A 26153-nucleotide genomic window follows, 5' to 3' on the forward strand; every position below is an offset into this window, starting at 1 on the left:
AAGGTACTGCCGGTTTTCGCAATCCCAGCTGAACAGGGGGTCGGCGGCTGTTGCGAGCGCGGCAAGAAAACGCGTCAAAGCGCAGCGGCGAGCCGGCTTCCCTGTTCGATCGCGCGCTTGGCGTCGAGCTCGACGGCGACGTCCGCGCCGCCGATCACGTGCAGCTCCAGGCCGCGGCCGTCCAGTTCGTCGAACAGGGCGCGCTGCGGCTCCTGCCCGGCACAGACCACGACATGGTCGACATCGAGCACCTGCTCGACGCCGTCGATGGTCACGTGCAGGCCGGCATCATCCACGCGGTGGTACTCGACCCCGCCCACCATGCGTACGCCCTTGGCCTTGAGTGTCGCCCGGTGGGTCCAGCCGGTGGTCTTGCCCAGTCTCGCGCCCGGACGCCCTGCGCTGCGCTGCAGCAGCCACACCCCACGCGCCGGCGACTCCGGTTGCGGCGGCTGCAGGCCGCCAGGCGTAGCGGAAGCGGGATCGACGCCCCATTCCTTCATCCAGCGGACGGGATCCAGGCTGGGCGAAGGTCCGTCATGGACCAGGAACTCTGCGACGTCGAAGCCGATGCCACCGGCGCCGATGATCGCCACCTTGCCGCCGGGAACGACGTTGCCGAGCAGCACGTCGGTGTAGCCCACCACGCGAGGATGGTCGTGTCCTTCGAAGTGCGCCACGCGCGGAACCACGCCCGTGGCCAGCACCACGGCATCGAAGCCTTCCAGCAGCCGCGGCGTCGCACGGGTGCCCAAGCGCAGGTCGACGCCGGTTTCGCGCAATTGCAGCCGGTAGTAGCGCAGGGTCTCCTCGAATTCCTCCTTGCCCGGGATCCGCCGCGCCAGGTTGAACTGGCCGCCAATCGAGTCTCCGGCCTCGAACAGGGTCACGGCGTGGCCTCGCCCGGCCGCCACCGTGGCGCAGGCCAGGCCCGCCGGCCCCGCGCCGACCACCGCGATCCGCCGTGGCGCAGTGGCTGGCGAATAGGCCAGCTCGGTTTCATGGCAGGCGCGCGGGTTCACGAGGCAGCTCGCGCGGCGATTCTGGAACACGTGGTCCAGGCAGGCCTGGTTGCAGGCGATGCAGGTGTTGATCGCATCCGCGCGCCCGGCGGCGGCTTTCGCCACCCAGTCCGGATCGGCCAGCAGCGGGCGTGCCATCGACACCATGTCCGCCTGGCCGGTGGCGAGGATCGATTCGGCGACATCGGGCATGTTGATCCGGTTGGTCGCCACCAGCGGCACCGAGACCTCGGGCATGAGGCGGGCGGTGACCCCGGCGAAGGCGGCCCGGGGCACCGAGGTGGTGATGGTCGGTACCCGGGCTTCGTGCCAGCCGATGCCGGTGTTGATGATGGTTGCGCCCGCTGCCTCGACCGCGCGTGCCTGGGCCACGATGGCCGGCCAGTCGTTGCCGTCCTCGACCAGGTCGAGCATCGACAAACGGTAGATGATGATGAAGTCCGGCCCGCAGGCCTCGCGCACGCGGCGCACGATTTCCACCGCGAAGCGCATGCGGTTCTCGACGCTGCCGCCCCAGCGGTCGTGGCGTCGGTTGGTACGCGCGACCGTGAACTGGTTCAGCAGGTAGCCCTCCGAGCCCATGACCTCGACGCCGTCATAGCCGGCTTCGCGCCCAAGCCGCGCGGCGTGCGCGAAGGCGTCGATCTGGCGCTCCACGCCGCGCGCGGACAGCGCCCGGGGCCGGAACGGATTGATGGGCGCCTTCAGCGCCGACGCCGATACCGAGAGCGGGTGGTAGGCGTAGCGCCCGGCGTGCAGCAGTTGCAGGCAGATGCGCGAGTCATGCGCATGGACCGCATCGGTGACCTGCCGGTGCCGGGCCACTTCCGCGCGCCGCGTGAGCTTGCCGGCGAAAGGTTTCAGCCAGCCGGTCAGGCTCGGAGCAAAGCCGCCGGTGACCATCAGTCCGACGCCTCCGGCGGCGCGCTCGGCGAAGTAGGCGGCGAGCTTGGGGAAATCGCGCCGCTGGTCTTCCAGCCCGGTGTGCATCGAACCCATCAGCACGCGGTTGCGCAGGGTGGTGAATCCAAGGTCGATGGGCGAAAGAAGGTGCGGGTACGGAGATGCGGCGGTCATTCACATTCGTCGGCGTACGGGATGGGTCACGATGCGGGCATGTGACATCCACGGCAAGAGCCCGGCTCGGCCGCTTCCGGACGATTTGTTAGACCAGCGTTAACGCCATCTTCACATCTTCGAATCTAACCTGCACTCCGATGGCGGCCCGGGAGGCGGCCGTCGTGCCCCACAACTCGAGTGATGCGGTTCCGGCGCTGCCGGATTCGTGCACCTTTTCCAAGGAGCGACACCATGATGAACAAGAAGTTGCTGTGCGCAGCCCTGCTGGCTGGCTTGGGCGTCGCCCCCGCCGCCTTCGCCCAGGATTTCGACGACCGCTGGTACCTGACCGGTGGCGCTGGTTTCAACCTGCAGGACAATGACCGCGGTACGCGCGATGCGCCGTTCGCAACGCTTGGCGTTGGCAAGTTCATTTCCCCGGCGTGGTCGCTGGATGCGGAGCTGAACTACCAGAACCCGAACAATGACGCGAACCAGGACCTGAACTGGAGCCAGTACGGCATTTCGCTGGACCTGCGTCGCCACTTCCTGGCCGAAGGCCGCAACTGGGCGCCTTACGTGCTGATGGGCGTGGGCTACCAGCGTTCGGAAGAAGAGTACGACGCGTTCCCGAGCCCGGTTTCGCCGGGTGAGCGCGAAGACGGCAACTTCGCCGCCAAGGTTGGCGTGGGTGCGCAGGGCGGCACGGGTCGGGTCAAGATCCGCACCGAGCTGGCCTACCGTGCCGACTTCGACGACACCAGCGTCAGCGCCCCGAGCGAAGACTGGTTCGGCGACGTGCTGGCTTCGGTTGGCGTCGTGATCCCGCTGGGTCCGGAGCCGACTGCCCCGGTGGCCCCGGCGCCGGTGGCCCCGAGCTGCGCGGACATGGACAGCGACGGTGACGGCGTGAACGATTGCGACGACCGCTGCCCGGATTCGCAGCCTGGCCAGACGATCGGTCCGGACGGCTGCCCGGTGCCGGTGTCGATCGACCTGAAGGGCGTGAACTTCGACTTCGACAAGTCGACCCTGCGTCCCGACGCGGTGTCGATCCTCAACGAGGCGATCGAGATCCTGAAGCGCTACCNACCAATGACGACGGTTCGGACAACCCGGACGGCCGCGCGCGCAACCGCCGCACGGAGCTGAACGTCCAGAACTGAGGACGTCGGCACAGGTGACACCACGGAGCCCGGCCTTGTGCCGGGCTTCGTGCATTTGGAGGCTGCTAGACTCTCGCCCTGTGCAGACGAAGCGGGGCAAGAGCAATGAAGCGGTCAGCGTTGATGAGTGTGGCGGCAGTGGGCCTCCTGGTTCCGGGAATGGCCCTGGCGGCGATCGACTGCGGCAGCCTGCCGAGCGCGGGCGTCGCCGCGCAGCGGGTCACGGTGCTTGCGCCGCTGGCGACCGAACTGGCCGCGCCCTCGTACATGCTCGGCGCCAACAGCGGCGTGCTTGGGCATGCGTACGACGAGTCGCAGACGGTCGACGAAGTGCTGCTGCGCCGGCGCATCGAAGGCTGCCGCAACGTGGCGATCGCAGCGCCCGCGAGCGTGGCGGATCCGAATGACCCCGGTGCCTACAAGCCCAAGACCGAATTCGACAACACGCCCTGGCGCTTCGATATGAACCAGAACGGCCGGCAGATGACCGCCGACGAGTTCGATGCCTGGATGAAGACGCGCGGCGTCCGGATCGCTCGTGGCAGGACTCCCGCACCGGCGGCTGGCGCCGTGGCCGCACCGGCCGGCGATGCGGTGCCGGCCGTCGAAGGCGTGCCCGTGGGAGCCGCGCCCGAAGCCGCGGCCGCTGGAACACAGCCTGCCCAGGTCCCCGCGGACGACGGCTCCGAGCCGCGCTGACCTCCTCGCGGCCCGCGGCGCAGCTGCGCCGCGGCGTCGCGTTTCAGTCCTTGATGACGCCCAGTTCGTGCCCGATGCGGGTAAAGGCGTCGATCGCCCGGTCCAGGTGCTCGCGCGTGTGCGCCGCCGACAGCTGCGTGCGGATCCGCGCCTGGCCCTGCGGCACCACCGGGAAGAAGAACCCGATCGCGTAGATGCCTTCCTCGAGCAGGCGCTCGGCGAAGCGCTGCGCCAGCGGCGCGTCGTACAGCATCACCGGGCTGATCGGATGCGTGCCGGGCTTGATGTCGAAGCCGGCCGTGGTCATGCGCTCGCGGAAGTACGCGGTGTTCTCCGCCAGCCGCTCGCGCAGCCCGCCGGCGGCGTCGAGCATCTGGAACGCCTTCGTGCCCGCGGCCACCACGTGCGGCGGCAGCGAGTTCGAGAAGAGATACGGCCGCGAGCGCTGGCGCAGCAGCTCGATCACCTCGGCCTTGGCCGTGGTGAAGCCGCCCAGCGCGCCGCCCATGGCCTTGCCCAGGGTGCCGGTGATGATGTCGATCTTCTCGAGCACGCCCTTGACCTCGGCAGAGCCGCGGCCGGTTGCGCCGATGAACCCCGTCGCGTGGCACTCGTCGATGTGGACCAGTGCGCCGTACTTGCCGGCGAGCGCGGTGATCTCGTCGAGCGGCGCGATGAAGCCGTCCATCGAGAACACGCCGTCGGTGGTGATCATGATCGTGCGCGCGCCGTCGGCCTTCGCCTGCTTGAGCTGCGCTTCCAGGTCGGCCATGTCGCAGTTGGCGTAGCGGTAGCGCTTCGCCTTGCACAGGCGCACGCCGTCGATGATCGAGGCGTGGTTGAGCGCGTCGCTGATGATCGCATCGCCGTCGCCCAGCAGCGGTTCGAACAGCCCGCCGTTGGCGTCGAAGCAGGCGGCATAGAGGATCGTGTCCTCCTTGCCGAAGAAACCGGAAATCGTCCGCTCCAGCTCCTTGTGCAGGTCCTGGGTGCCGCAGATGAAGCGCACCGAGGCCATGCCGAAGCCGTGCGTGTCCAGCGCCTCGCGCGCGGCGGCGATGACGTCCGGATGGTCGGCAAGGCCGAGGTAATTGTTGGCGCAGAAATTCAGCACCCTGCGGCCGTCGGCGAGTTCGATCTCGGCCGACTGCGGGCTGGTGATGATGCGTTCGGCCTTGAACAGGCCCGCCTCGCGGATCTCTGTCAGGGTCTGGCTGTAGCGTTCGGTCAGGGACACAGGACACCTCAACGATGGGGAAGGCAGGTGGCGCCGTCGAGGCGCGACCTTCGGCGGCATGGATGCCGCCGAGAGCCTACATGGACGTATTCACGGCGTGTCGCGCCTCGGCGGCGCCACCTGCCTTCGCGCGACCGGGCTACCAGCTCAGGACCACCTTGCCCGACTTGCCCGACTCCATCAGGTCGAAGCCCTTCTGGAACTCGTCCGCCGGCAGCTGGTGGCTCAGCACCTTGTGCAGCGGGAAGCCCGACAGCACCAGCTGCGTCATCTTGTACCAGGTCTCGTACATGCGGCGGCCGTAGATGCCGTGCAGCGTGAGCCCCTTGAAGATCACCCGGTCCCAGTCGATGCCCGCGCCCTTGGGCAGCAGGCCGAGGAGTGCGACCTTGCCGCCGTGGTACATGCAGTCGAGCATGTCGTTGAACGCCGCCGGGTTGCCGCTCATCTCCAGGCCGACGTCGAAGCCGTCCATGTGCAGCTCGGCCATCACGTCCTTCACCGAGGTCTTGCTGACGTTGACCACCCGCGTGGCGCCCATGTCGGCGGCCAGCTTCAGGCGGAAGTCGTTGACGTCGGTGACCACCACGTTGCGCGCGCCGATGTGCTTGCAGATGCCCGCGGCCATCACGCCGATCGGGCCGGCGCCGGTGATCAGCACGTCTTCGCCGACCACGTCGAACTCCAGCGCGCAGTGCGCGGCGTTGCCGTAGGGATCGAAGAACGCGGCCAGCTCCGACGGGATCTGGTCGGGGATCGGCCACAGGTTGCTGGCCGGCATCACGATGTACTCGGCGAAGGCGCCGTTGCGGTTGACGCCGATGCCGACCGTGTTCGGGCACAGGTGCTGGCGGCCGGCACGGCAGTTGCGGCACTGGCCGCAGACGATGTGGCCTTCGGCCGAGACCCGCTGGCCGATCTCGTAGCCGGCCGCGCCGGGGCCGAGCTTCACCACGCGGCCCACGAACTCGTGGCCGATGGTCAGGCCTTGCGGAATGGTGCGCTGCGCCCACTCGTCCCAGAGGTAGATGTGCAGGTCGGTGCCGCAGATGGCGGTCTTCTCGAGGCGGATCAGGACCTCGTTGGCGCCGGGCTCGGGGACGGGGACTTCCTCCATCCAGATGCCGCGGGCAAGCTCGCGCTTGACCAGCGCCTTCATGGTGGCGGGAATGGTGGACTGCTGGGGCTGCGACATGGTTGGGCCGGTCGGATGGTCGAAACGCCCATTGTACCGCCGCCGCGGCGTGCAGCCCGGGGCATGACCGGCGACATTTGCACCCGGCCGCCGCCGCGGCCTATGGTCGCGGGCTGTCCAGACCACCGGTAATCCCATGCGCCCGAGCCCCATCGCCACGGCCCTCGCCGCCGCCCTGCTGCTGCCCGCCGCCGCCCTTGCCGACGAAGGCATGTGGCTGCCCTCCCAGCTGCCGGAGATCGAATCGGCCATGCGCGCTTCCGGCTTCCAGGGCGACCCCAAGGACCTGTCCGACCTGTCGAAGCCGCCGATGAGCGCCGTGGTCTCGCTTGGAGGCTGCACCGCGAGCTTCGTTTCGCCGCAGGGCCTGGTGGTCACGAACCACCACTGCGCACACGGCGCGATCCAGCTGAATTCGACGCCTGGAAACAACCTCATCGCCAACGGCTTCAACGCGCCGACGATGGCCGAAGAGCTGTCGGCGGGCCCGGGCGCGCGGGTGCTGGTCACCGACCGCTTCGAGCGCATCACCGATCGCATCCTGGCCGATGCCCGCGGCAGGACCGGCCGCGCCTACCACGACGCGGTCGAGACCGCATCCAAGGCCGCCGTGGCCGAGTGCGAGGCCGAGGAGCCCGGCTACCGCTGCAGCGTGGTCGACATGTACTACGGCACCGATTTCGACCTGGTGCGCCAGCTCGAGATCCGCGATGTGCGGCTGGCCTACGCGCCGCCGGATGCGATCGGCAGCTACGGCGACGAGATCGACAACTTCATGTGGCCGCGGCACAGCGGCGACTTCACCTTCTACCGCGCCTATGTCGGGCCGGACGGCAAACCCGCGGCGTATTCGCCGGACAACGTGCCGTTCAAGCCCGCGGCCTGGCTGACGGTCTCGACCGAGCCGCTGGCCGAAGGCGACTTCGCGATGCTGGCGGGCTATCCCGGCCGCACCTTCCGCCACCGCACCGCGGCCGAGTTCGCCGACCAGGTCGAGTGGCAGCTGCCCTCGCGCGTGGAGCTGATGACCGCGCTGCTGGCGGCGGTCGAGCGCGGCTCGGCCGGCGATGCCGACGCCGAAGTGCGCTATGCCGCCCAGGTCGCCAGCCTCAAGAACACGCTCAAGCGCGCCCAGGGCGAGCTCGACGGCCTGCGCCGCAGCGATGCCGTCGCCGGCCGCCGCACCGAAGAGGCGGCGATGGCGACGTGGCTGTCCGGCCAGCCCGACGCCGCCGCGACGCGTGCCGACATCGACGCCGCGGCCGAGGTGATCGCCTCTGCCCGGGCCACGCGCGAACGCGACCAGCTGTTCAGCCTGATGCAGGCCCAGACCCAACTCCTGGGCGGTGCGATGCGGCTGCAACGCCTCGCCCTGGAGCGCGGCAAGCCCGACGCCGAGCGCGAAAGCGGCTACCAGCTGCGCGACGAGGCCCGGATCGAGGCCGCCCTGCGCCAGGCCCAGCGCCGCTACGCGCCGGCGGTGGAGCGAGCGATCCTGGCCGAGCTGCTGGGCCGGCATGCCGCGCTGCCCGCGGAGCAGCGCGTGCCCGAAATCGACGCCGTCTTCGGTACCGACGAAGCGACGATCGCCTCGCGCCTGGAGCGCCTGTACACCGGCGCCGCCCTGGCCGACGAAGCCGAGCGCATGCGCCTGTTCGCGGCTGGGCCGGCCGAGGTCCAGGCATCGACCGATCCGCTGATGCAGGCGGCCGCGACCCTGCAGCAGGCCGACCTGCGCTTCGAGGACGAGGCCAAGGCACGCACCGGCGAGCTGCTGCGCCTGCGCCCGGCCTACATGCGCGGCATGATCGGCCACGCCCGCAGCGAGGGCAGGGCGGTCTACCCGGATGCCAACTCCACCCTTCGCGTGAGCCACGGCCGCATCGAGGGCCTGCAGCCGCGCGACGCGGTCAGCTGGTCGCCGCTGACGACCGTCGAAGGCATCGTCGAGAAGCACACCGGCGTTGCTCCCTTCGACGCGCCGCAGCCGCTGCTCGATGCCATCGCCCGCCGCGACTTCGGCGCCACGGTCGATCCGGGCCTCGGCACCCAGACCGTGAACCTGCTTACCAACCTCGACACCACCGGCGGCAACTCCGGCTCGCCGGTGATGGACGCGCGCGGCCGCCTGATCGGCCTCAACTTCGACAGCAACTGGGAGGCGGTCAGCGCCAGCTGGAAGTTCGATCCGCGCTACAAGCGCGCGATCCACGTCGACGCCCGCTACATGCGCTGGATCATGGCCCGCGTCTATCCCGCGCCGCAGCTGCTGCGCGAGATGGGGCTGCCGCTCGACCAGGCCGACAGGCAGGCTCCCGCCGCCGGCCTCGGCCGTTAAACTCCGAATCATCCAACCGTCCAGGACACCGAACCTATGGGCAAGACACTTCTCGCCGCCGCCGTCGCGGCCTTCGCGGCCGCTGCCGCCAGCCCCGCCCACTCCGGCGAAGGCATGTGGGTCCCGCAGCAGCTCCCCGAGATCGCCAAGCCGCTGAAGAAGGCCGGCCTCAAGCTCAAGCCCGAACAGCTTGCCGACCTGACCGGTGACCCGCTCGGCGCCGTGGTCTCGCTGGGCGGCTGCACCGCGAGCTTCGTCTCGCCGCAGGGCCTGGTGGCGACCAACCACCACTGCGCCTATGGCGCGATCCAGCTCAATTCCACGCCCGAGAACAACCTCATGCGCGACGGCTTCTATGCCGCGGCGATCGGCGACGAGATCAGCGCCGGACCGAATTCGCGCATCTTCGCGCTGGAGTCGATCGAGGACGTGACCGCCAAGGTGCAGGCCGCCGTGGCCGCGGCGCCCGATGCGATCGGCCGCACCAACGCGCTGGACGCGATCGAGAAGTCCCTGGTCGCCGGCTGCGAGGCCGACGAGGGCTATCGCTGCCGCCTGTACAGCTTTGCCGGGGGCAATACCTACCGCTTGTTCAAGAACCTCGAGATCAGCGACGTGCGCCTGGTCTACGCGCCGCAGGGCAGCGTCGGCGCCTACGGCGGCGAAACCGACAACTGGATGTGGCCGCGGCACACGGGCGACTTCTCTTTCTACCGCGCCTACGTCGGCAAGGACGGCAAGCCGGCGGCCTTCGCCGAGGACAACGTGCCCTACCAGCCGAAGCGCTGGCTCGAGTTCGCCGACAAGCCGCTGGGCGAGGGCGACTTCGTGATGGTCGCCGGCTATCCCGGCCGGACCGCGCGCTATGCGCTGGCCAGCGAGTTCAAGGACACCCAGGACTGGCAGTACCCGACCGTGGTCCGCCACTACAAGGCGCTGCAGAAGATGGTCGCCGAAGCGGGCGCGGCCAATCCCGACATCGAGGTTAAGTACGCCAGCACCATGCGCGGCTGGGAAAACGTCTACAAGAACTACGACAGCCAGCTCGCCGGCTTCGAGCGCACCAAGGCGATGGCCACCAAGGAGCGCCAGGAAGCCGAGGTGCTGGCCTGGGCACGAGACGAAGGCGAAGCCGGCCAGGCCGTGCTCGACGCCTACGCGCGCATCCTCGAGCTCAACGAAGCCAGCCGCGCCACCCGCGAGCGCGACCTGGTGTTCGGCCAGTTCAACGGCACCGGCGTGCTGTCGACCGCGATCCGCGGCTACCGCCTGGCGATCGAGCGCGAGAAGCCCGACGCCGAGCGCGAGCAGGGCTACCAGGAGCGCGACCTGCCCACGATCGAGGGCGCGGTGCGTCAGATGGAGCGCCGCTACGTGCCGGAAATGGACCGCGGCCTGCAGCGGTACTGGCTGGCCGAGTACGTCAAGTTGCCGCAGGCCCAGCGCCTTGAAGCCGTGGACGCCTGGCTGGGCGGCAGCGATGACAAGGCGATCAACGGCGTGCTCGACCGCCTCGGGCGCAGCGAGTTGGCCGACAGCACCGAGACCCGCCTGAAATGGCTGAAGGCCGACCGCAAGGCCTTCGAGAAAAGCAAGGATCCCGCGATCCGCTACGCGGTGGCGATCATGCCCACGCTGCTGGCGCAGGAAGCCGAGCGCAAGGCCCGCGCCGGCGACGCGCTGCTGGCGCGCCCGGTCTACCTGCAGGCGGTGGCCGACTACAAGGCCAGCAAGGGCGAGTTCGTCTATCCGGACGCCAACTCCTCGCTGCGCATCACCTTCGGCAACGTCAAGCCCTACACCAAGCTCGACGGCACGCCGCAGAAGCCGTTCACCGTGCTCGAGGAGATCCCGGCCAAGGACACCGGCGAAGATCCGTTCGACGCCCCGAAGGCGCTGCTCGACGCCGTGGCCGGGAAGCGGTACGGCGGCCTGCAGGACCGCCGCCTGAAGTCGGTGCCGGTCAACTTCCTCGCCGACCTCGACATCACCGGTGGCAACTCCGGTTCGCCGGTGCTCGATGCACAGGGCAAGCTGGTCGGCCTCGCCTTCGACGGCAACTGGGAGTCGGTGGCGTCGAACTGGGTGTTCGACCCGGTGATGACGCGCATGATCTCGGTCGACCAGCGCTACATGCGCTGGATCATGCAGGAGGTCTACCCGGCGCCGCGCGTGCTGGCCGAGCTGGGGCTGGAGCCGAAGCGTTGAGGGTCCTCCTCGCTCGCCACGGCGAGACCGAGTGGAACCGCGCCGGCCGCTACCAGGGGCAGGAGGACATCCCGCTCTCCGATACCGGTGCCAGGCAGGCGCTGCGCCTGGGCGAGCGCCTGCACGACGTGCGCATCGACCGCGCCGTGGCGTCGCCGCTGTCGCGCGCGTACGACACGGCGCGGCTGGCGCTGGGCGAGGCGCGCGCGGACATGCTCGAGGTCGACGAGGGGCTGATGGAAATCGCCCACGGAAGCTGGGAAGGCAAGCTTGCCAGCGAGATCCGTGAAGTGGACCCGGAGCGCCTGGCGGCGTGGCGCGATACGCCGGACAAGGTGCAGATGCCCGGTGGCGAGTCGTTGAAGCAGGTGCTCGAGCGCGCCTGGCCGGCGTTCGCCAAGGCCTGTGAAGGCCTGGGTCCGGAGGACACCCTGCTGGTGGTGTCCCACGACGCGGTCAACCGCGTGCTGCTGTGCCGGGTGCTGGGCCTGCCGCTGTTTCGGCTGTGGACCTTCCGCCAGGCGCCGGCCACGCTCAACCTGCTTGAAGGGCCCGATGCCGGGCACCTGGACGTGGTGCGCATGAACGACTGCGCGCACCACACCCTGCTGTTCGGCGAAGCGGTGCACCGGGCGCTCTGAACCATGGCCGCAGCGCGCAGCCTTCAGGACTGGCTCCATGACATCGAGGGCCGGCATCCGCGCGAGGTCGACCTCGGCCTCGATCGCGTGCGCGCCGTGGCCGAGCGCATGGGCCTCGGCCGGCCGGCGCGCCTGGTGGCGACCGTCGCCGGCAGCAACGGCAAGGGTTCGACCGTGGCCTTCATCGAGGCGATCGCCGCTGCCTCCGGGTTGCGGGTGGGCGCGTACACATCGCCGCACCTGCTGGCCTACAACGAGCGCGTGCGCATCGATGGCGAAGACGTGGACGATGCCGGCCTGGTGGCGGCGTTCGAAGCGGTCGAGGCCGCGCGTGGCGGGACCACGCTGACGTATTTCGAATACGGCACGCTCGCCGCGCTGTGGCTGTTCGAACGCGCCGGGCTCGATCTCGCCGTGCTCGAGGTCGGGCTGGGCGGGCGCCTGGACGCCGTGAACCTGGTCGATCCCGACGTCGCGGTGATCACCACCGTCGACCTCGACCACCAGGACTGGCTTGGTGCCGACCGCGAGGCCATCGGCACCGAGAAGGTCGGCATCGCGCGGCCGTGGACGCCGCTGGTGCTGGGCGAGGATGATCCGCCGTCGAGCGTTCTCGGCCACGCCTATGCCATCGGCGCCTCCGCGATCCGGGCCGGCAGCGACTACCGATTCGGCCGCGATGATGCCGGCGATGGCTGGTGGTGGCGCGAGCCCGGGTTCGAGCTGGCGCTGCCGCGGCCGCGCATGACCGCGCCGGCACAGCTGCGCAACGCCGCGGCCGCGATCGCCGCGCTGCGCGCGCTGGACGTGGAGATCGACGACGGCGCCTGGGCGTGCGGCGTGGCGGCCGCGCAAGTGCCGGGGCGCCTGCAGCGTTTCGAACGCGGGGGCGTGGAGGTGCTGGTGGATGTCGGCCACAACCCGCAGGCGGCGCGCGCGCTGGCTGAGTGGCTGCATGAGGCGCCGGCGATGCGCACCATGGCCGTGTACGGCGCGCTGGCCGACAAGGACGCCGTTGGCGTGGTCGCCGCGATCGCGCCCTGCGTGGATGCCTGGCATCTCGCCGGCATTGCCGGGGTCGGCGCTCGTGGCCGTGATGCCCATGCATTGGCCGACGCCCTGGCCGGCACCGCGGCCGGAACCGCGCAGCGCCACGCCGACGCTGCCGGGGCGCTGTCGGCGGCACTGGCACAGGCCCATCCGGGCGAACGGGTGATCGCCTTCGGCTCCTTCCACGTCGCCGGCGCGGCGCTCGCGTGGCTCGCTGCCGGGGATTCAGAAGCGGAGCCCGGCGGGGCCGTATAATTCAGCGGCCCCCGTTGCCTCGAGCCTCCATGGACTCCGGACTGAAACAGCGCCTGATCGGCGCCGCGGTACTGATTGCGCTGGCCGTGATCTTCCTGCCGATGTTGGTGCAGGGTCCCGCCCCCGACAGCGGCGTGTCGGATCTTTCGCTGCACGTCCCGGACGCGCCCTCTGGCGAGTACGTCACCCGCGACCTGCCGCTGGTGGCGCCCAGCGCCACGAGCAGCGCCGGCCTGCTCGCCGACGACGGCAGCCTGGCAACCGTGGACACAGCCACCGCAGCGCCGCAAGGCGATGCGCGCGCCGAAGATGCGGCCGATCTCGCATCCGACGTGGACGTGGCTCCATTGGCCGAGGGTGATGCGGCCGACGTGGCGCCCCTGCCGGTGCAGGAACGACCGGCCACGCAGCCCGAGCCTCTCGCGCCGCAGCGCCCCGTCGCGGCGGCCGGACCGGCGCCCGAAGCTCCGCTGCCGGCAAGGCCCGAGCCTCCCAAGCCGGAACCTTCAAAGCCCGAGCCCGCAACGCCCCCGGCGCGCCTGCCCGCGGCCACCGCCGGCGGCGACTACGCGGTGAACTTCGGCGCGTACGGTTCGCGCGCCGACGCCGGCACCGTCGTCAACCGCCTCCGCCAGTCCAACCTTCCTGCCTATGTGGAAGAAACCCGCGTTGGCGATCGTGATGCCTGGCGGGTCCGCATCGGTCCCTATGCTTCGCGTGCCGATGCGGAGTCCGCGCGCGTGCGCGCCGGCAGCATCGGCTCGCGCGCCACGGCCGCGGTGGTAGCGCTGGACGCGGCAGCGCCGGCATCGTCCGGTGGCAGCGCGGCGTCGCGGCCGCCGGCGCCGACTGCCGCACCATCCGCTCCGGCTCCGGCTCCGGCTCCAACGACCGCGGCCGGCACCGGTTTCTCCGTGCAGCTTGGCGCCTATGGCAACGCCAGCGAAGCCAATGCACTGCGCGACCGGCTGCGCGCCGCGGGCATCGGTGCTTTCACCGAGACCGTGCAGACCGACAAGGGCACGCTGACCCGCGTCAAGGCCGGTCCGGTGGTCACGCGCGGCGAAGCCGACCAGCTCAAGGCGCGGGTCAAGTCGAACTTCAACATCGACGGTCTCGTGCGTTCGCATCCGTAGCCGCTCGCTCGAAGTCGCGCGCCCGGCGCCGTCTTGCCGAAATCGCCTTTCCACTCCAGACACTCGCAGGTCCACCCCATGTGCGGCATCGTCGGCATCGTCGGAACCACTGAAGTCGCGGCCGCGCTGTACGACGGCCTGACGGTGCTGCAGCACCGCGGACAGGATGCCGCCGGCATCGCGACCGGATACGGCACGCGCCTGCGCGTGCACAAGGCCAATGGCCTGGTGCGCGACGTCTTCGACGACGCGGCGATGGCGCTGCTGCAGGGTCGCGTGGGCATCGGCCACTGCCGCTATCCCACCGCCGGCAGCGAGGGTCATGACGAAGCGCAGCCGTTCTACGTCAACTCGCCCTATGGCATCGCGCTCGCCCACAACGGCAACCTGATCAACACCGATGCCCTGCGCCGCGAGGTCTTCGAGACCGACCGCCGCAACGTCAACACCGAATCGGACTCCGAAGTGCTGCTCAACGTGTTTGCGCACGAGCTCGACCGCGAGCGCGCACTCACCCCCGAAGCCGCGCTGAAGGCGGTCGAGGGCCTGCACCGGCGCGCGCGCGGCGGCTATGCCGGCATTGCCCTGGTGCTGGGCCTGGGGCTGGTCGCGTTCCGCGATCCCAACGGCATCCGCCCGCTGGTGCTCGGAAAGCGCGAGGCCGAGGGTGGTACCGAATACGCGGTCGCCTCGGAATCGGTGGCCCTGGACATCCTCGGCTTCGAGCGTGTGCGCGACGTCGAGCCGGGCGAAGGCATCGTCATCACCGCGAACGGCGAGCTGCACGCGCGGCAGTGCGTGGAGGCGGGCGAGCACGCGCCGTGCATCTTCGAATACGTCTACTTCGCGCGCCCGGACTCGATGATCGAGAACATCTCGGTGCACAAGGCGCGGATGCGCATGGGCGTGACCCTGGGCGAGAAGATCCTGCGCGAGCGGCCCGACCACGACATCGACGTGGTGATCCCGATCCCCGACACCTCGCGCGACTCGGCGATGGAGCTCGCCAACGTGCTCGGTGTGAAGTACCGCGAGGGCTTCGTCAAGAACCGCTATGTCGGCCGCACCTTCATCATGCCGGGGCAGGGCGAGCGGGCGAAGTCGGTGAGGCGCAAGCTCAATGCGATCCCGCTCGAGTTCCGCAACCGCGTGGTGTTGCTCGTCGATGACTCGATCGTGCGCGGCACCACGTCCAAGCAGATCGTGCAGATGGCGCGCGACGCCGGCGCGCGCAAGGTCTATCTGGCGTCGGCCGCGCCGCCGGTGCGGTATCCCAACGTTTACGGCATCGACATGCCCTCGGTCGAGGAGCTTGTGGCCAACGGCCGCAGCGAGAAGGACATCGAGGCCTTCCTGGGCTGCGACTGGCTGGTCTACCAGGACCTGCCGGACCTCGAGGCCGCGGTGGCGGGGCACAAGTTCCCGGGCAAGAAGTTCGACAGCTCCTGCTTCAGTGGCGAATACGTGACCGGCATCGAGCCGGGCTACTTCGAACGCCTGCGCCAGCTGCGCTCGGACGAGGCGAAGAAGAAGCGCCGCGTGGGCGCCTGAGGCGTGCGCGTTTCGCTGTTCGACGCCGCGCGCGACTGCCTTGCCGCGGCGTCGCCGGAGGACAAGGTCGCGGCCACGCATGCGGCTGCCGGGGCGTTCAGGCGCGGCGAGCTCGCCATCGACGCCGCCGGCTCGGGGCCGGAGCCCATCCGCATGCCCGGCCGGCCGCCACGACCGTGCCTGGTGCATCCACGCGAGCTCCCGCGCCGCGGCTTCGGCAGCGACGAAGGCCGCGCCGCCTTCATCCACGCCATCGCCCACATCGAGTTCAACGCCATCGACCTCGGCTGGGACGCGGTCTACCGCTTCCGCGGCATGCCGGCGCAGTACTACGCCGACTGGGTGATGGTGGCCGACGACGAAGCACGGCACTTCACGATGCTGCGCACGCGGCTGCAGGCGATGGGCTTCGACTACGGCGATTTCGACGCCCACAACGGCCTGTGGGAGATGGCGGAGAAGACCGCGCACGACGTGCTGTCGCGCATGGCGCTTGTGCCGCGCGTGCTCGAGGCGCGCGGGCTGGACGTGACCCCAGGCATGATCGTGAAGCTGCGCGCGCTGGGCGACGAGGCCACCGTCGAAATCCTCGAGGTGATCCTGCGCGAGGAAGTAGCCCACGTTGCCGCCGGCAGCCACTGGTTCCGCTGGTGCTGCGAGCGTGCGGGCGTCGATCCGGAGCCGAGGTTCCGCGAGCTGCTTGCCGAATATGCGCGCGCGGTGCTGCATGGCCCGTTCAACATCGATGCGCGCAGCGCGGCGGGGTTCAGCGAGGACGAGTTGGCGGCGTTGCAGCAGCTTTCGGGCTGAAGGTTTGGCGGCGGGCACCGGGTGCGTGGGGTACTCCGCCGACTGAGCAGCAAGCCGCTCTTTATGTCGGCTGCGTACCCCACGCACCCGGTGCTGCCATCGCTGTGGCGGGTTGGGGCGGGAGTGCCCGTGACGCTCATGGGACGAGGCTTGTCATGCGTGTGACAAGTGTCGTATGTTTGCGACTCACGACATGTCGCGGGCACAGTTTCGATGATCCATCCCTCCAATACCGAACTTGAGCTGCTCAAGTGCCTGTGGCGACACGCTGTCTGCAGCGCCCGCGAAGTGCACAACCATGTGACGCCCATTCTCGGCTGGTCCTACTCTTCCACCCGCAAGACGCTGGAGCGGATGGTGGAAAAGGGTCTGGTCGAAGAGTTCGATTCGCACGGTTTGAACGTCTACCGCGCGGCCGTCGGCAAGGTTTCGACGCTGGCGGCGTTGAGCATGGACTTCGCGCGGAGAGTGCTGGAGATCGAGGGGCCGCTTCCGGCACAGGCATTTGCCGACAGTCGCCTGCTCAGCGAGGACGAGGTCGACGAGTTGGAGGCGCTGCTGCGTGATCCCGACCAGGATGGGCAGGCATGAGCCTCTCCGCGCTGGATATCTGGTGGTTTCACGCCGGCGCCTGCCTGTTCGCCGGCGCGCTGGCCTGGTCGCTGGGGCTTGTCCTGCATCACGGCCTGCGCATCTCTCACGCGGCGCGCAGCTACTGGCTTGTCGTCTGGGCCCTGGCGATCCTGCCGACCTTGCTGGCGATCGCCTTCCACGGCTTCGCCTCGGTAGGTGCCAACTGGTCGCTGCCGACGCCGCTGCCGCTGCCATCGGTAGCCGGGCTGGGTGGGTGGTCGAGCGGCCTTGAAGCGCCGTGGCAGGACGCAGTGCAGCCGCTTGGCGCCAGGGCCTGGCAGGAACCACTGCTGCCGATGCTGTATCTGGCCGGTGCCGGGCTGGCGGCCCTGCGCTGGGGCAGGGGCATGCTCGCCGTTCGCCGCATCGTCCGGGCGTCGTCCCTGGTCGTTCCGGCTGCCTTGCCGGGGCCCCTGTCCGCAATGGAGCAGCAACGCCTCCATCGTCTTGGCATCGAACTGCGGTCGACCACGCGGCAGGTCAGTCCCTTCGCGGTGTGCTGGCCGCGGCGGGCGATCATCATCCCGGCTGCCCTGGCCGCTCGCCTGGAGGATCGCCAGTTGCAGATGGTCCTGCGCCATGAAGCGAGCCACCTGGCCCGGCATGACCCGCAGCGCGCGGCGCTGATGCGCCTGGTGGGCGTGGTGCTCTGGTTCAATCCCTTCCTGGGACTGATCGAGCGTCGTGTCCAGGTCGCCGCGGAACTGTGCTGCGACGCCGCGGCAGCGGGAGTGGAGCCGGAAGCCCGCCATGTCTATGCGAGGGCCTACCTGGAAGCCTTGCGCCTGTCGGCACGATCGCAGATGCCATCCCCGGTCGCGGCATTCTCGCGCCATGACCCCGGCAGCCACAGGCTGAGGATCCGCCACATGGTGCAGGGGGATGCGCGGCGACGCCTGGCCCTGCCATGGCGCATCGCGCTGCTTGCGTTGGCGCTGGTGGCCGGCGGCGCGGTGGCTGCAGTGCAAATCGGCACGGTCACGCCTGGCCGCGACCGTGCCGGCATTGAAGAAGCTGCTGGTGGCCCACGGGCAGCCGTCGTGTCGATCGTGGCACCTGTGCGCCGTGAAGCGGCGGCTCCGGAAGCCACCGCCGACGTGACTGCCAGGCCCGCCATCGGCTTTCGTTTTCCGGTGACGGCGCCCAGGGTCAGCAGCCGCTACGGGGCCGAAGGCGGGCCCTACACGCGCCCGCACAGGGGCATCGATTTCGCCGCAGCGCGTGGCACCCCCGTCTACGCACCTGCGGCTGCAACCGTGGCGGCGGCAACCACGAATTATCCGGATGGCCCCAACTACGGGACGGTGGTCGTGCTCGACCACGGCGGTGGCTGGCAGTCACTGCATGCGCATCTCGACGGCTTCGACGTCCAGGTCGGGCAACGGGTCGCGGCCGGTACGCAGATCGGCCGCGCCGGTACCACCGGCAAGGTGACAGGGCCGCACCTGCACATGGAGCTGCTGCTGGACGGACAGCGCGTCGATCCGGAGCCCTTGCTGCGATGAGCGGATAGGCACGCAGCACGGCTGCACCGGAGTCCCGGTCGACGTATCCCCGGCTGGCTCCCCCACAACCATCACTTGCCGCGCTTCCCGGCTCACGGGAGGGACGGTGCTTGCCTGGCGAACCATGAAAAATCCGCTCCCGCAGATGAACGTCCGCTCCGCATCGCCTTCCCCTTGCAGCTGTCTGCGCCTGGGACTTGCTGCTTCGCTGTTGCTGGCCTGCTTCCAGGCGGCCGCTGCCACTGATTCCGCGCCCCGGCCCTCGACCGTCGCAGCATTGCAGGCACCTGCGCCCGAAGGCGTGACCGACCTGCAGCAGGTGCAGGTCCAGGGCGAACGCCACGATCCGCGTCGGGACGACACGGCTTCCCGCCTGGTCGTCGGCAAGGACGAACTGGTCCGGCATGGTGATGCCACCCTCGTGGACGCGATCAAGCGCCTGCCGGGGGTGACCGTGACCACCGCTGCGCCCGGAAGCACGGGCAGCATCACCCTGCGCGGGATGGGCAAGGGATACACGCAGGTCCTGGTCGACGGGCAGGCTGCCCCGGCGGGATTCGATCCGGGCTCGCTGTCCCCGGACATGGTCGAGCGGATCGAAATCCTGCGCACGGCCACCGCCGACATGCGCGCCGAGGCCATCGCCGGGACGATCAACATCGTGCTGGCCAAGGCTGCACGCCAGGATTCAAGCGAGCTCAAGATCAGCCTGGCGGAATCCAATGGCCGGTCCACGCCCGGCATCAACTGGAGCCGGTCCCGTCGCGGTGAACACCGTGGCTACACGGTGAACGCCGCCTTGTCACGGCGCGCGTTCCTGGTGGAGGAAGCCGGTATCGAAGGGGGCTTCAGCCCTGAAGGTGTGCAGGACCTGCATCGCAGCACGAACCTGCGCGTCGAAGGGTTCCGCGACGTGCTTTCGCTGTCTCCTTACTTCAACGCCGTCCTGGAGAACGGCGACACCCTCGGCTGGCAGACGTTCCTGGAGGCCAGCAACTACAACAAGCATGGCGACATCGGCTGGCAGACGCAGTCCGGACCGGAGCTGCGGCACGTGCGTTACCGCCAGTCCACCGGCATCGACGTGGTCCAGCTCCGCACCGATCTCAGCTGGGCGCGTGAGTTCGACAGCGGCGGAACATTCACCAGCAAGCTGGGGCTGGGCGGCAACCGCGAGGACTACCGCTTCCGCGAACAGGGATATGGCGCCGACGGCATGCAGAACCTGGACGAAGCCACCCACGGATGGCTGCGCGTGCGGAACTTCGCCTCCTTCGGGAAGTACACTTGGCCAGGTAGCGGAGCGCATGTGTTCGAGGCGGGATGGGAGGGCAGCCTGGATCGCCGGCGCGAAGCGCGGGTGCAGCGCCTGCTGGCTTTCGACGGGATCCCGGAAGGCTTCAGCGATCTTTCATTCGATGCCCGGGTCCGACGAGCCGCGGTCTATGCACAGGACGAATGGACGGTGACGCCCGCCTGGTCCCTGTACCTCGGGGCGCGCTGGGAGCAGATCGAAACCCGCAGCGACGGCAACGGCTTCGAGCCGATCCGCAACCGGTCCGCCATACTTTCACCCGTGCTGCAGTCGCGGTGGCGACTGCCGGATTCGAAGAACCAGGTCCGTCTGGGGCTGAGCCGTACCTATCGCTCCCCGGAACTCCGCCTGCTGGTACCAAGGCCGTACACCTCCACCAACAACCGTGAACTCGATCCCGACACCATGGGCAACCCGCTGCTGAAGCCCGAGCTGGCCACCGGCGTGGACCTGGCCTACGAGGCGTTTCCGGAGGACGGTGCTACGTTCAGCCTCGGCGGCTATGTCCGGACCATCGAGGACGTCATCCGCACGGAGACACGCCTGGTCGGTGACCGTTGGGTCGCCATGCCGACCAATGGCGGCAGCGCAACCGCTTGGGGCATCGAACTCGATACCAGGTTTTCGCTCCTGCAGACTCAGGATGCGTCAGGGCTGGAGCTTCGCTTCAACCTGACCCGCAACTGGTCGCGGATTGACGATCTGCCGGGACCGGACAACCGCATCGACAAGCAGCCGAGCCTGAGCTCCACCCTGGCCGCGGATTACCGCTTCAGCCCCGCCTGGTCGGTTGGTGCCAGCTACAGCTATCGCAGCGGTGGTTCGACGCGAACCGGCATCCATCAGATCGCAGGCGAGTCCGCGCGGCGCGAACTCGATGCCTACATGCTGGTCAGCCTGTGGGGAAAGGCCCGGCTGCGGCTGGGCGTGGCCAACGTGCTGCAGCAGGACATCGCCAGCAATACGGAATACTTCGATGCCAGCGGCAGGCAGCGGATCGAACGCCTGCGGCCGACGCACCTCAGCATTCGCGCCAATCTTGAAGTTGCGTTCTGAGGCGAGTCGAGGACGCGCGGCTTTACAGGCTCGCCAACTGGACTCCTGTCGCGTCCACGCGCAACACCGATCCCTGCTCGTACCAGTCGCCCAGCACCACCCGCGTGCATGCATGCCCATCGACATCAAGCGCATGCACCGCCGGTCGATGGGTATGTCCGTGGATCAGCAGGTCCACGCCATGCGCACGGAGCGCTGCGTCGACCGCAGCGGGCGCCACGTCGGTGATCGTTTCCATCTTGCCGGCGTCGCGCAGTTCGCCCTGCCGAGCCTGGCTGGCCGCCCGGGCCTGCTGCGCGAACGCCTGCCGTGCCGCCAGTGGCTGCGCCAGGAACTGCCGCTGCCAGGCCGGATCACGCGTCTGCACCCTGAACTGCTGGTAGGCCACGTCGTCGGTGCACAGCGTGTCGCCGTGCATCAGGAGTGCGCGCCGCCCGTGCAGGTCGATCATGGTCGGATCCTCCAGCAGCGTCATTCCCGCCCGCTGTGCGTAATCGGTACCGAGCAGGAAATCGCGGTTGCCATGCATGAAGTACACCGGCACGCCGCTCCCCGCCAATGCCGCCAGCCGCTTCGCCACGAACGCGCCGGTTTCCGAGGGGTCGTCGTCGCCCACCCAGGCCTCGAACAGGTCGCCGAGGATGTACAGCGCATCGGCGCCGCGCGCTTCGCCGTCCACGAACTCTCCGAAGAGGCGGGTGATCTCCGGGCGCGCCGGGTCGAGATGCAGGTCCGAGATGAGAAGGGTGGTCATCGGGGGATTGTAATTGGGTGCGCTGGTGGGGTCGCGGTGGCGCCGGGCGCGTGGGGTACTCCGCCGGCTGACCACGGTGGTGGTCTTTATGCCGGCTGCGTACCCCACGCGCCCGACGCTCCCATCGTCGTGGCGGGTTGTGGCGTCGCTTCGCGAGGCCTCTCAAGGCCCCGGCCTCACAAGCAGCGATCGCCCAGGCAGCCGTGAGGCTGTGCCCGGGTGGGCTAAAATCGCCGGTCATCCCAGCAAGCCCCTCGATGCCATGACCTGCCGCACCCGCTTCGCCCCCAGCCCCACCGGCTACCTGCACATCGGCGGCGCCCGCACCGCCCTGTACTGCTGGCTGGAGGCGCGCCGCCGCGGCGGCAGCTTCATCCTGCGCATCGAGGACACCGACCGCGAGCGCAGCACCCAGGCCGCCATCGACGCCATCCTCGAGGCCATGGAGTGGCTTGGCCTCGACTACGACGAAGGCCCGGTCTACCAGACCGCCCGCACCGAGCGTTATCGCGAGGTCGCCGAGCAGCTTGTCGCCTCCGGCAACGCCTACTACGCCTACGAGTCGAAGGAAGAGCTCGACGCTATGCGCGAAGCGGCGATGGCCAAGGGCGACAAGCCCCGCTACAACGGCGCCTACCGCGAACAGGGCGCCGCGTACCGCGACGACCCCAATCGCGTCATCCGCCTGAAGAACCCGCTCGATGGCGTCGTGGCCTGGGACGACAAGGTCAAGGGTCGCATCGAGATCAGCAATACCGAGCTCGACGACCTGGTCATCTTCCGCCCGGACGGCTACCCGACCTACAACTTCGCCGTAGTCGTCGACGACCTCGACATGGGCATCACCGACGTCGTCCGCGGTGACGACCACGTCAACAACACCCCGCGCCAGATCAACATCTACCGCGCGCTGGGCGCCGACGTGCCGGCGTTCTCGCACCTGCCGATGATCCTCGACGAGCAGGGCGCCAAGCTTTCCAAGCGCACCGGCGCCGCCGACGTCATGCAGTACCGCGACGCCGGCTACCTGCCGCACGCGCTGCTGAACTACCTGGTGCGGCTGGGCTGGTCGCACGGCGACCAGGAGATCTTCTCGATCACCGAGATGCAGCAGCTGTTCGACCTGAAGGACGTCAATGCCAAGGCCGCGCGCCTGGACATGGCGAAGCTGGGCTGGTTGAACCAGCAGTACCTGAAGGAGGACGCACCGGCGGATGTGGCGACGCATCTCGAGTGGCACCTGCGCAAGGCCGGGTACGACCTTGCCGCCGGCCCGGCGCCGGCCGACGTTGTCCTCGCCCTGCGCGACCGCGTGCAGACGCTGAAGGACATGGCCGAGCGCGCCGCGGTCTGGTTTCAGCCGCTCGCGGAGTACGACGACAAGGCCGTTGCCAAGCACCTGAAGCCCGAGGCGAAGGCGCCGCTGGCCGAGGCGCGCCACCGCATGGCCGCGCTTGCGGAATGGAACGTCGAAGCGATCGCCGGCGCCCTGCAGGCCACCGCGGAAACACTCGGCCTGGGCATGGGCAAGGTGGCGCAGCCGCTGCGCGTGGCGATCACCGGCACCCAGGTCAGCCCGGACATCGCGCACACCGTGTACCTCGCCGGCCGCGACGAAGCGCTGAAGCGGATCGACGCCGCGATCGCCATGGCCGCCTGACGACGCAGATCCTTGCGTTCCGGCGGGTGGCGCCCGGCTTGAGTCCCCGGCCGTTCGCCACCATCATCAAGGCATGCCAGCGCATGCCTGCACCGATCCCAAGCACCACGTCCACGACGCCTCGGCCTTCGTGGCCGCGGTCGAGCGCGCCTGCCGCGAGCGCGGCCTGCGGCTGACGCCGATCCGCGCCCATGTGCTCGGCCTGATCGCGGAGACCGGGCAGCCGATCAAGGCCTACGACCTGCTTGACCGCGTGCGCGAGGGCAACGGACCCGGGGCCGCGGGACCGCCCACGGTGTATCGCGCGCTGGACTTCCTGCTCGCCAACGGCTTCATCCACAAGCTGCAATCGGTCAACGCGTTCGTCGCCTGCCACCATCCGAGCACCGCGCAGCACTCGGTGCCGTTCCTGATCTGCGACAGCTGCCATTCGGCGGTCGAGCTCGAGGACAGCAAGATCGTGGCCGCGCTGGACGAACGCGCGCGCGGGCTCGGCTTCCGCCCGCGCGCGCAGACGCTCGAGGTGCACGGCACCTGCGCCGACTGCGCCGCGCAGGACTAGGTCGCCCGGGCGGCGCCGCTCGATCGCACGCGACGCCGCAGGCCGGCCCGGCTGCTAGAACAGCACGCGCACGCCGGCGCTCGCGCCACGGCCGGCCATCGGCGCGAGGTCCTTGAGGAACGAGGTGTGCACCCGGGCCTCCCTGTCGAGCAGGTTGTTGCCGTTGATGAACAGCTCGACTGCGTTGCCGCTGGCGGTGTCCATGTGCCAGGCCAGGTTCGCGTGCACCAGCGTGTGGCCGGGCGTGGCGTCCTCGAATCCGGCCACGTCGTCCTGCCGCGCGTAGCGCACTGCGCCAATGCCCGCGCGCCAATGGTTGCCGGCCCAGCGCAGGTCGGTGCCGATGCGCGCGGGCGCGATCCGGGGCAGGTTGCCGTCGAGCGCCAGCTCGGCCGCGTAGTCGTGCGCGTGGTCTCCGTGGGGCACGGACACCTCGATCGCGCGCGTCCCTTGCCCGGCAAGCCGCCCGCGCACCACGTCGGCGAAGGCGCTCAGGGTCCACGCGCCGCTGTCGTTGTCGATGAAGGTCCATTCCGCGTCCAGTTCACCGCCGCTGAAGCGCGCGTCCGCCTGGGTCCAGGCCCGCACCGGCAGGCCGCCGTCGACGATCCCGGTATCGGCCAGGTAGATGAAGTCGTCGTAGCGCACGTGGTAGATCGCCGCGCCCACGCGCAGCGGGCCGCGGTGCCAGTGCAGTCCGGCCTCGGCGCGGTTGGCGGTCTCGACGTCCAGGGCCGGATCGCCGAATTCGTGGCTCTGCGTCGCCACGTGCATGCCGCTGGAATGCAGCTCCTCGGCGGTGGGGGAGCGCTGCGCACGGTCGAGGCCGAAGGACACGTGCACGTCAGGCGTCAGGTCCCAGCGCGACGCCAGCGACAGGCTGGTGGTGCTGAAGTCACGCGAAGGCCCGGCGTCGGCCGCGATGTCGATGGCGTTGCGGTCGTGGCGCAGGCCGAGTTCCAGGCTGGCCGGGCCGAAGTCCCGTTCGCCGATCCAGAACAGGCCGGCGTCGCGCGATTCGGAATCGGGCACGAAGGCCTCGGCGCCGGCCGCGGCGAAGTCGCGCTGCGACCACTGCAGGCCGAAGGCGCCTTCCCAGCCGCCGAGCGGCCGGTGTGCGAGCTCCAGCCGGGCCTCGATGGTTTCGTTGTCGAACACGGTGCCGACCTCGTCGCCCTCGTATTCGGTGTGGGTGTAATCGGTGTGCGCGATCCGCGCGCGCAGGCTCTGGAAGGGGCCGATGTCGTCAAGCCCGCCGCGGAGCTCGGTGCGGCGCTGGTCCATCACGATGTGGACGCCGCCATGGTCGTCGGCATCGTGGTCGTGGTCGTGGTCTTCCTCCCCGCCGTGCCCGTGGCCATGGTCTTCCCCGGCGTGGACATGGCCGGGTACGCCGTAGCGCGTGTTGAACAGGCTCTGGCCGACGCCGATGAAGCCGCGGTCGCCGACCCAGGACAGGCCCAGGGCGCCGCTGTCGGTGCGCACGAAGCTGTTGGACAGCGTGCCGCGGGCGTCGTCGTGGTTGTCGTCGTCGTGGTCATGTTCCGCGCGCAGGGCGGCGCTTTCCGCATGGCCGGGAATCTCGACGTCACCCGTTTCGCGGTGCAGCGCGTCGACATGGAACACCAGCCGCCCCGAGGCCGCGGTGCCGTCCAGGCGGAGCATGCCGGTGCGCTCGTCGTTGACGCTGCCGGCGCGCAGTTCCGCGCGGCCCTCCAGCGGCCGCGACGTGGCGGCTTCCGGAATGCGCCCATCGACCACGTTGACCGCGCCGCCGATGGCGCCGTTGCCGTACAGCAGGCTGGCCGGACCCTTCAGCACTTCGATCTGGTTGGCGAGGAAGGGCTCGATGCTCACCGCATGATCGACGCTGACCGTCGACACGTCGCCGGCGGAAAGGCCGTCGCTTAGCACCTGGACGCGCGCGCCCTCCATGCCGCGGATGATCGGGCGGCCGACGCCGGCGCCGAAGAAGGAGGACTGGACGCCGGGCAGGCGCGCGACCGTTTCGCCGATGGAGTTGGCCTTTGCATCGTCAAGGCGCTCGCCGGCAAGCACCGCTACGGGCCGCGCAAGGTCCTCGGCGGTGCGGGCGATGGGGTTGGCGCGGACCCTGAGCGTATCGAGGTCGGTCACGCCGTGCTCGTGGCCGGGCGCGTCCTCGGCCGACGCAGGCAGGGCCAGGGCCAAAAGGATCGCGCCGGCGAGCGTGGCGAAGGCGGCGGCGCGCGGGGTGGTGCGTGAATCGCGTGGTCTGGTGGTCATGGGGGCAAGTGTGGTGAAGTCGATTGAAATGTTATA

General features: G+C 69.5%; 18 protein-coding genes and 1 pseudogene. 14 read left to right on the forward strand and 5 right to left on the reverse strand.

Annotated features, from left to right (window positions below):
- Nucleotides 1-74: 74 nt before the first annotated feature.
- The gene (locus ACW7G5_RS06600) at nt 75-2099 is read right to left on the reverse strand and encodes an oxidoreductase (protein WP_457002968.1); all 2025 of its coding nucleotides are present in this window, start codon (nt 2097-2099) and stop codon (nt 75-77) included.
- 237 nt (nt 2100-2336) lie between these two features.
- On the opposite strand from ACW7G5_RS06600, the pseudogene ACW7G5_RS06605 reads away from it, so the two are divergent.
- Nucleotides 2337-3247 (forward strand): annotated as a pseudogene (locus ACW7G5_RS06605) (outer membrane beta-barrel protein).
- A gap of 120 nt (nt 3248-3367) precedes the next feature.
- Entirely contained in the window at nt 3368-3946 is a 579-nt protein-coding gene (locus ACW7G5_RS06610; RefSeq protein WP_457003950.1) for a hypothetical protein, read from the forward strand.
- Nucleotides 3947-3989: 43 nt separating this feature from the next.
- On the opposite strand, the gene kbl is transcribed toward ACW7G5_RS06610, so the two are convergent.
- The gene (kbl, locus tag ACW7G5_RS06615) at nt 3990-5243 is read right to left on the reverse strand and encodes a glycine C-acetyltransferase (protein ID WP_457002970.1); all 1254 of its coding nucleotides are present in this window, start codon (nt 5241-5243) and stop codon (nt 3990-3992) included.
- A 79-nt stretch (nt 5244-5322) separates the two neighbouring features.
- Nucleotides 5323-6354, reverse strand: a complete 1032-nt coding sequence (gene tdh, locus ACW7G5_RS06620) for an L-threonine 3-dehydrogenase (RefSeq protein ID WP_457003952.1) — start codon at nt 6352-6354, stop codon at nt 5323-5325.
- Between the two features lie 160 nt (nt 6355-6514).
- Between tdh and ACW7G5_RS06625 the strand changes: the two genes are divergently transcribed.
- The 10 genes from ACW7G5_RS06625 (at nt 6515) to ACW7G5_RS06670 (ending at nt 20876) form a co-directional block, all read left to right on the forward strand.
- On the forward strand, nt 6515-8716 hold the full coding sequence (locus ACW7G5_RS06625; RefSeq protein ID WP_457002972.1) for a S46 family peptidase: 2202 nt from the start codon (nt 6515-6517) through the stop codon (nt 8714-8716).
- Between the two features lie 36 nt (nt 8717-8752).
- Nucleotides 8753-10924, forward strand: a complete 2172-nt coding sequence (locus ACW7G5_RS06630) for a S46 family peptidase (RefSeq protein ID WP_457002974.1) — start codon at nt 8753-8755, stop codon at nt 10922-10924.
- Entirely contained in the window at nt 10921-11565 is a 645-nt protein-coding gene (locus tag ACW7G5_RS06635) for a histidine phosphatase family protein (RefSeq protein ID WP_457002976.1), read from the forward strand. Before ACW7G5_RS06630 ends, ACW7G5_RS06635 begins: the two co-directional genes overlap by 4 nt.
- Nucleotides 11566-11568: 3 nt before the next feature.
- Nucleotides 11569-12870, forward strand: a complete 1302-nt coding sequence (gene folC / locus ACW7G5_RS06640) for a bifunctional tetrahydrofolate synthase/dihydrofolate synthase (RefSeq protein WP_457002978.1) — start codon at nt 11569-11571, stop codon at nt 12868-12870.
- Between the two features lie 29 nt (nt 12871-12899).
- Nucleotides 12900-14006, forward strand: coding sequence for an SPOR domain-containing protein (locus tag ACW7G5_RS06645; RefSeq protein WP_457002980.1), 1107 nt, complete (start codon nt 12900-12902; stop codon nt 14004-14006).
- Nucleotides 14007-14084: 78 nt separating this feature from the next.
- The gene (purF, locus tag ACW7G5_RS06650) at nt 14085-15557 is read left to right on the forward strand and encodes an amidophosphoribosyltransferase (protein ID WP_457002982.1); all 1473 of its coding nucleotides are present in this window, start codon (nt 14085-14087) and stop codon (nt 15555-15557) included.
- Between the two features lie 3 nt (nt 15558-15560).
- Nucleotides 15561-16367, forward strand: a complete 807-nt coding sequence (locus ACW7G5_RS06655; protein ID WP_457002983.1) for a ferritin-like domain-containing protein — start codon at nt 15561-15563, stop codon at nt 16365-16367.
- Nucleotides 16368-16580: 213 nt separating this feature from the next.
- Nucleotides 16581-16958 carry a BlaI/MecI/CopY family transcriptional regulator gene (locus ACW7G5_RS06660; protein WP_457002985.1) on the forward strand — a complete coding sequence of 126 codons (378 nt, stop codon included), beginning with the start codon at nt 16581-16583 and terminating at the stop codon, nt 16956-16958.
- On the forward strand, nt 16955-18505 hold the full coding sequence (locus tag ACW7G5_RS06665; RefSeq protein WP_457002987.1) for a peptidoglycan DD-metalloendopeptidase family protein: 1551 nt from the start codon (nt 16955-16957) through the stop codon (nt 18503-18505). Before ACW7G5_RS06660 ends, ACW7G5_RS06665 begins: the two co-directional genes overlap by 4 nt.
- A 124-nt stretch (nt 18506-18629) precedes the next feature.
- Nucleotides 18630-20876: a TonB-dependent receptor plug domain-containing protein gene (locus tag ACW7G5_RS06670; RefSeq protein ID WP_457002989.1), complete on the forward strand. Its 2247-nt coding sequence runs from the start codon at nt 18630-18632 to the stop codon at nt 20874-20876.
- A 22-nt stretch (nt 20877-20898) separates the two neighbouring features.
- Here the strand turns inward: ACW7G5_RS06670 and lpxH are convergent, their stop codons facing one another.
- A complete protein-coding gene (gene lpxH / locus ACW7G5_RS06675; protein WP_457002991.1) occupies nt 20899-21630 on the reverse strand; it encodes a UDP-2,3-diacylglucosamine diphosphatase in 732 nt (243 codons plus the stop codon).
- 262 nt (nt 21631-21892) lie between these two features.
- On the opposite strand from lpxH, the gene gltX reads away from it, so the two are divergent.
- The gene (gltX, locus tag ACW7G5_RS06680; RefSeq protein WP_457002993.1) at nt 21893-23290 is read left to right on the forward strand and encodes a glutamate--tRNA ligase; all 1398 of its coding nucleotides are present in this window, start codon (nt 21893-21895) and stop codon (nt 23288-23290) included.
- Between the two features lie 73 nt (nt 23291-23363).
- Nucleotides 23364-23852, forward strand: coding sequence for a transcriptional repressor (locus ACW7G5_RS06685; RefSeq protein ID WP_457002995.1), 489 nt, complete (start codon nt 23364-23366; stop codon nt 23850-23852).
- Nucleotides 23853-23906: 54 nt separating this feature from the next.
- Here the strand turns inward: ACW7G5_RS06685 and ACW7G5_RS06690 are convergent, their stop codons facing one another.
- Nucleotides 23907-26117, reverse strand: coding sequence for a TonB-dependent receptor (locus ACW7G5_RS06690; RefSeq protein ID WP_457002997.1), 2211 nt, complete (start codon nt 26115-26117; stop codon nt 23907-23909).
- Between the last annotated feature and the right edge of the window lie 36 nt (nt 26118-26153).

The sequence above is a fragment of the Luteimonas sp. A501 genome (assembly GCF_054052085.1).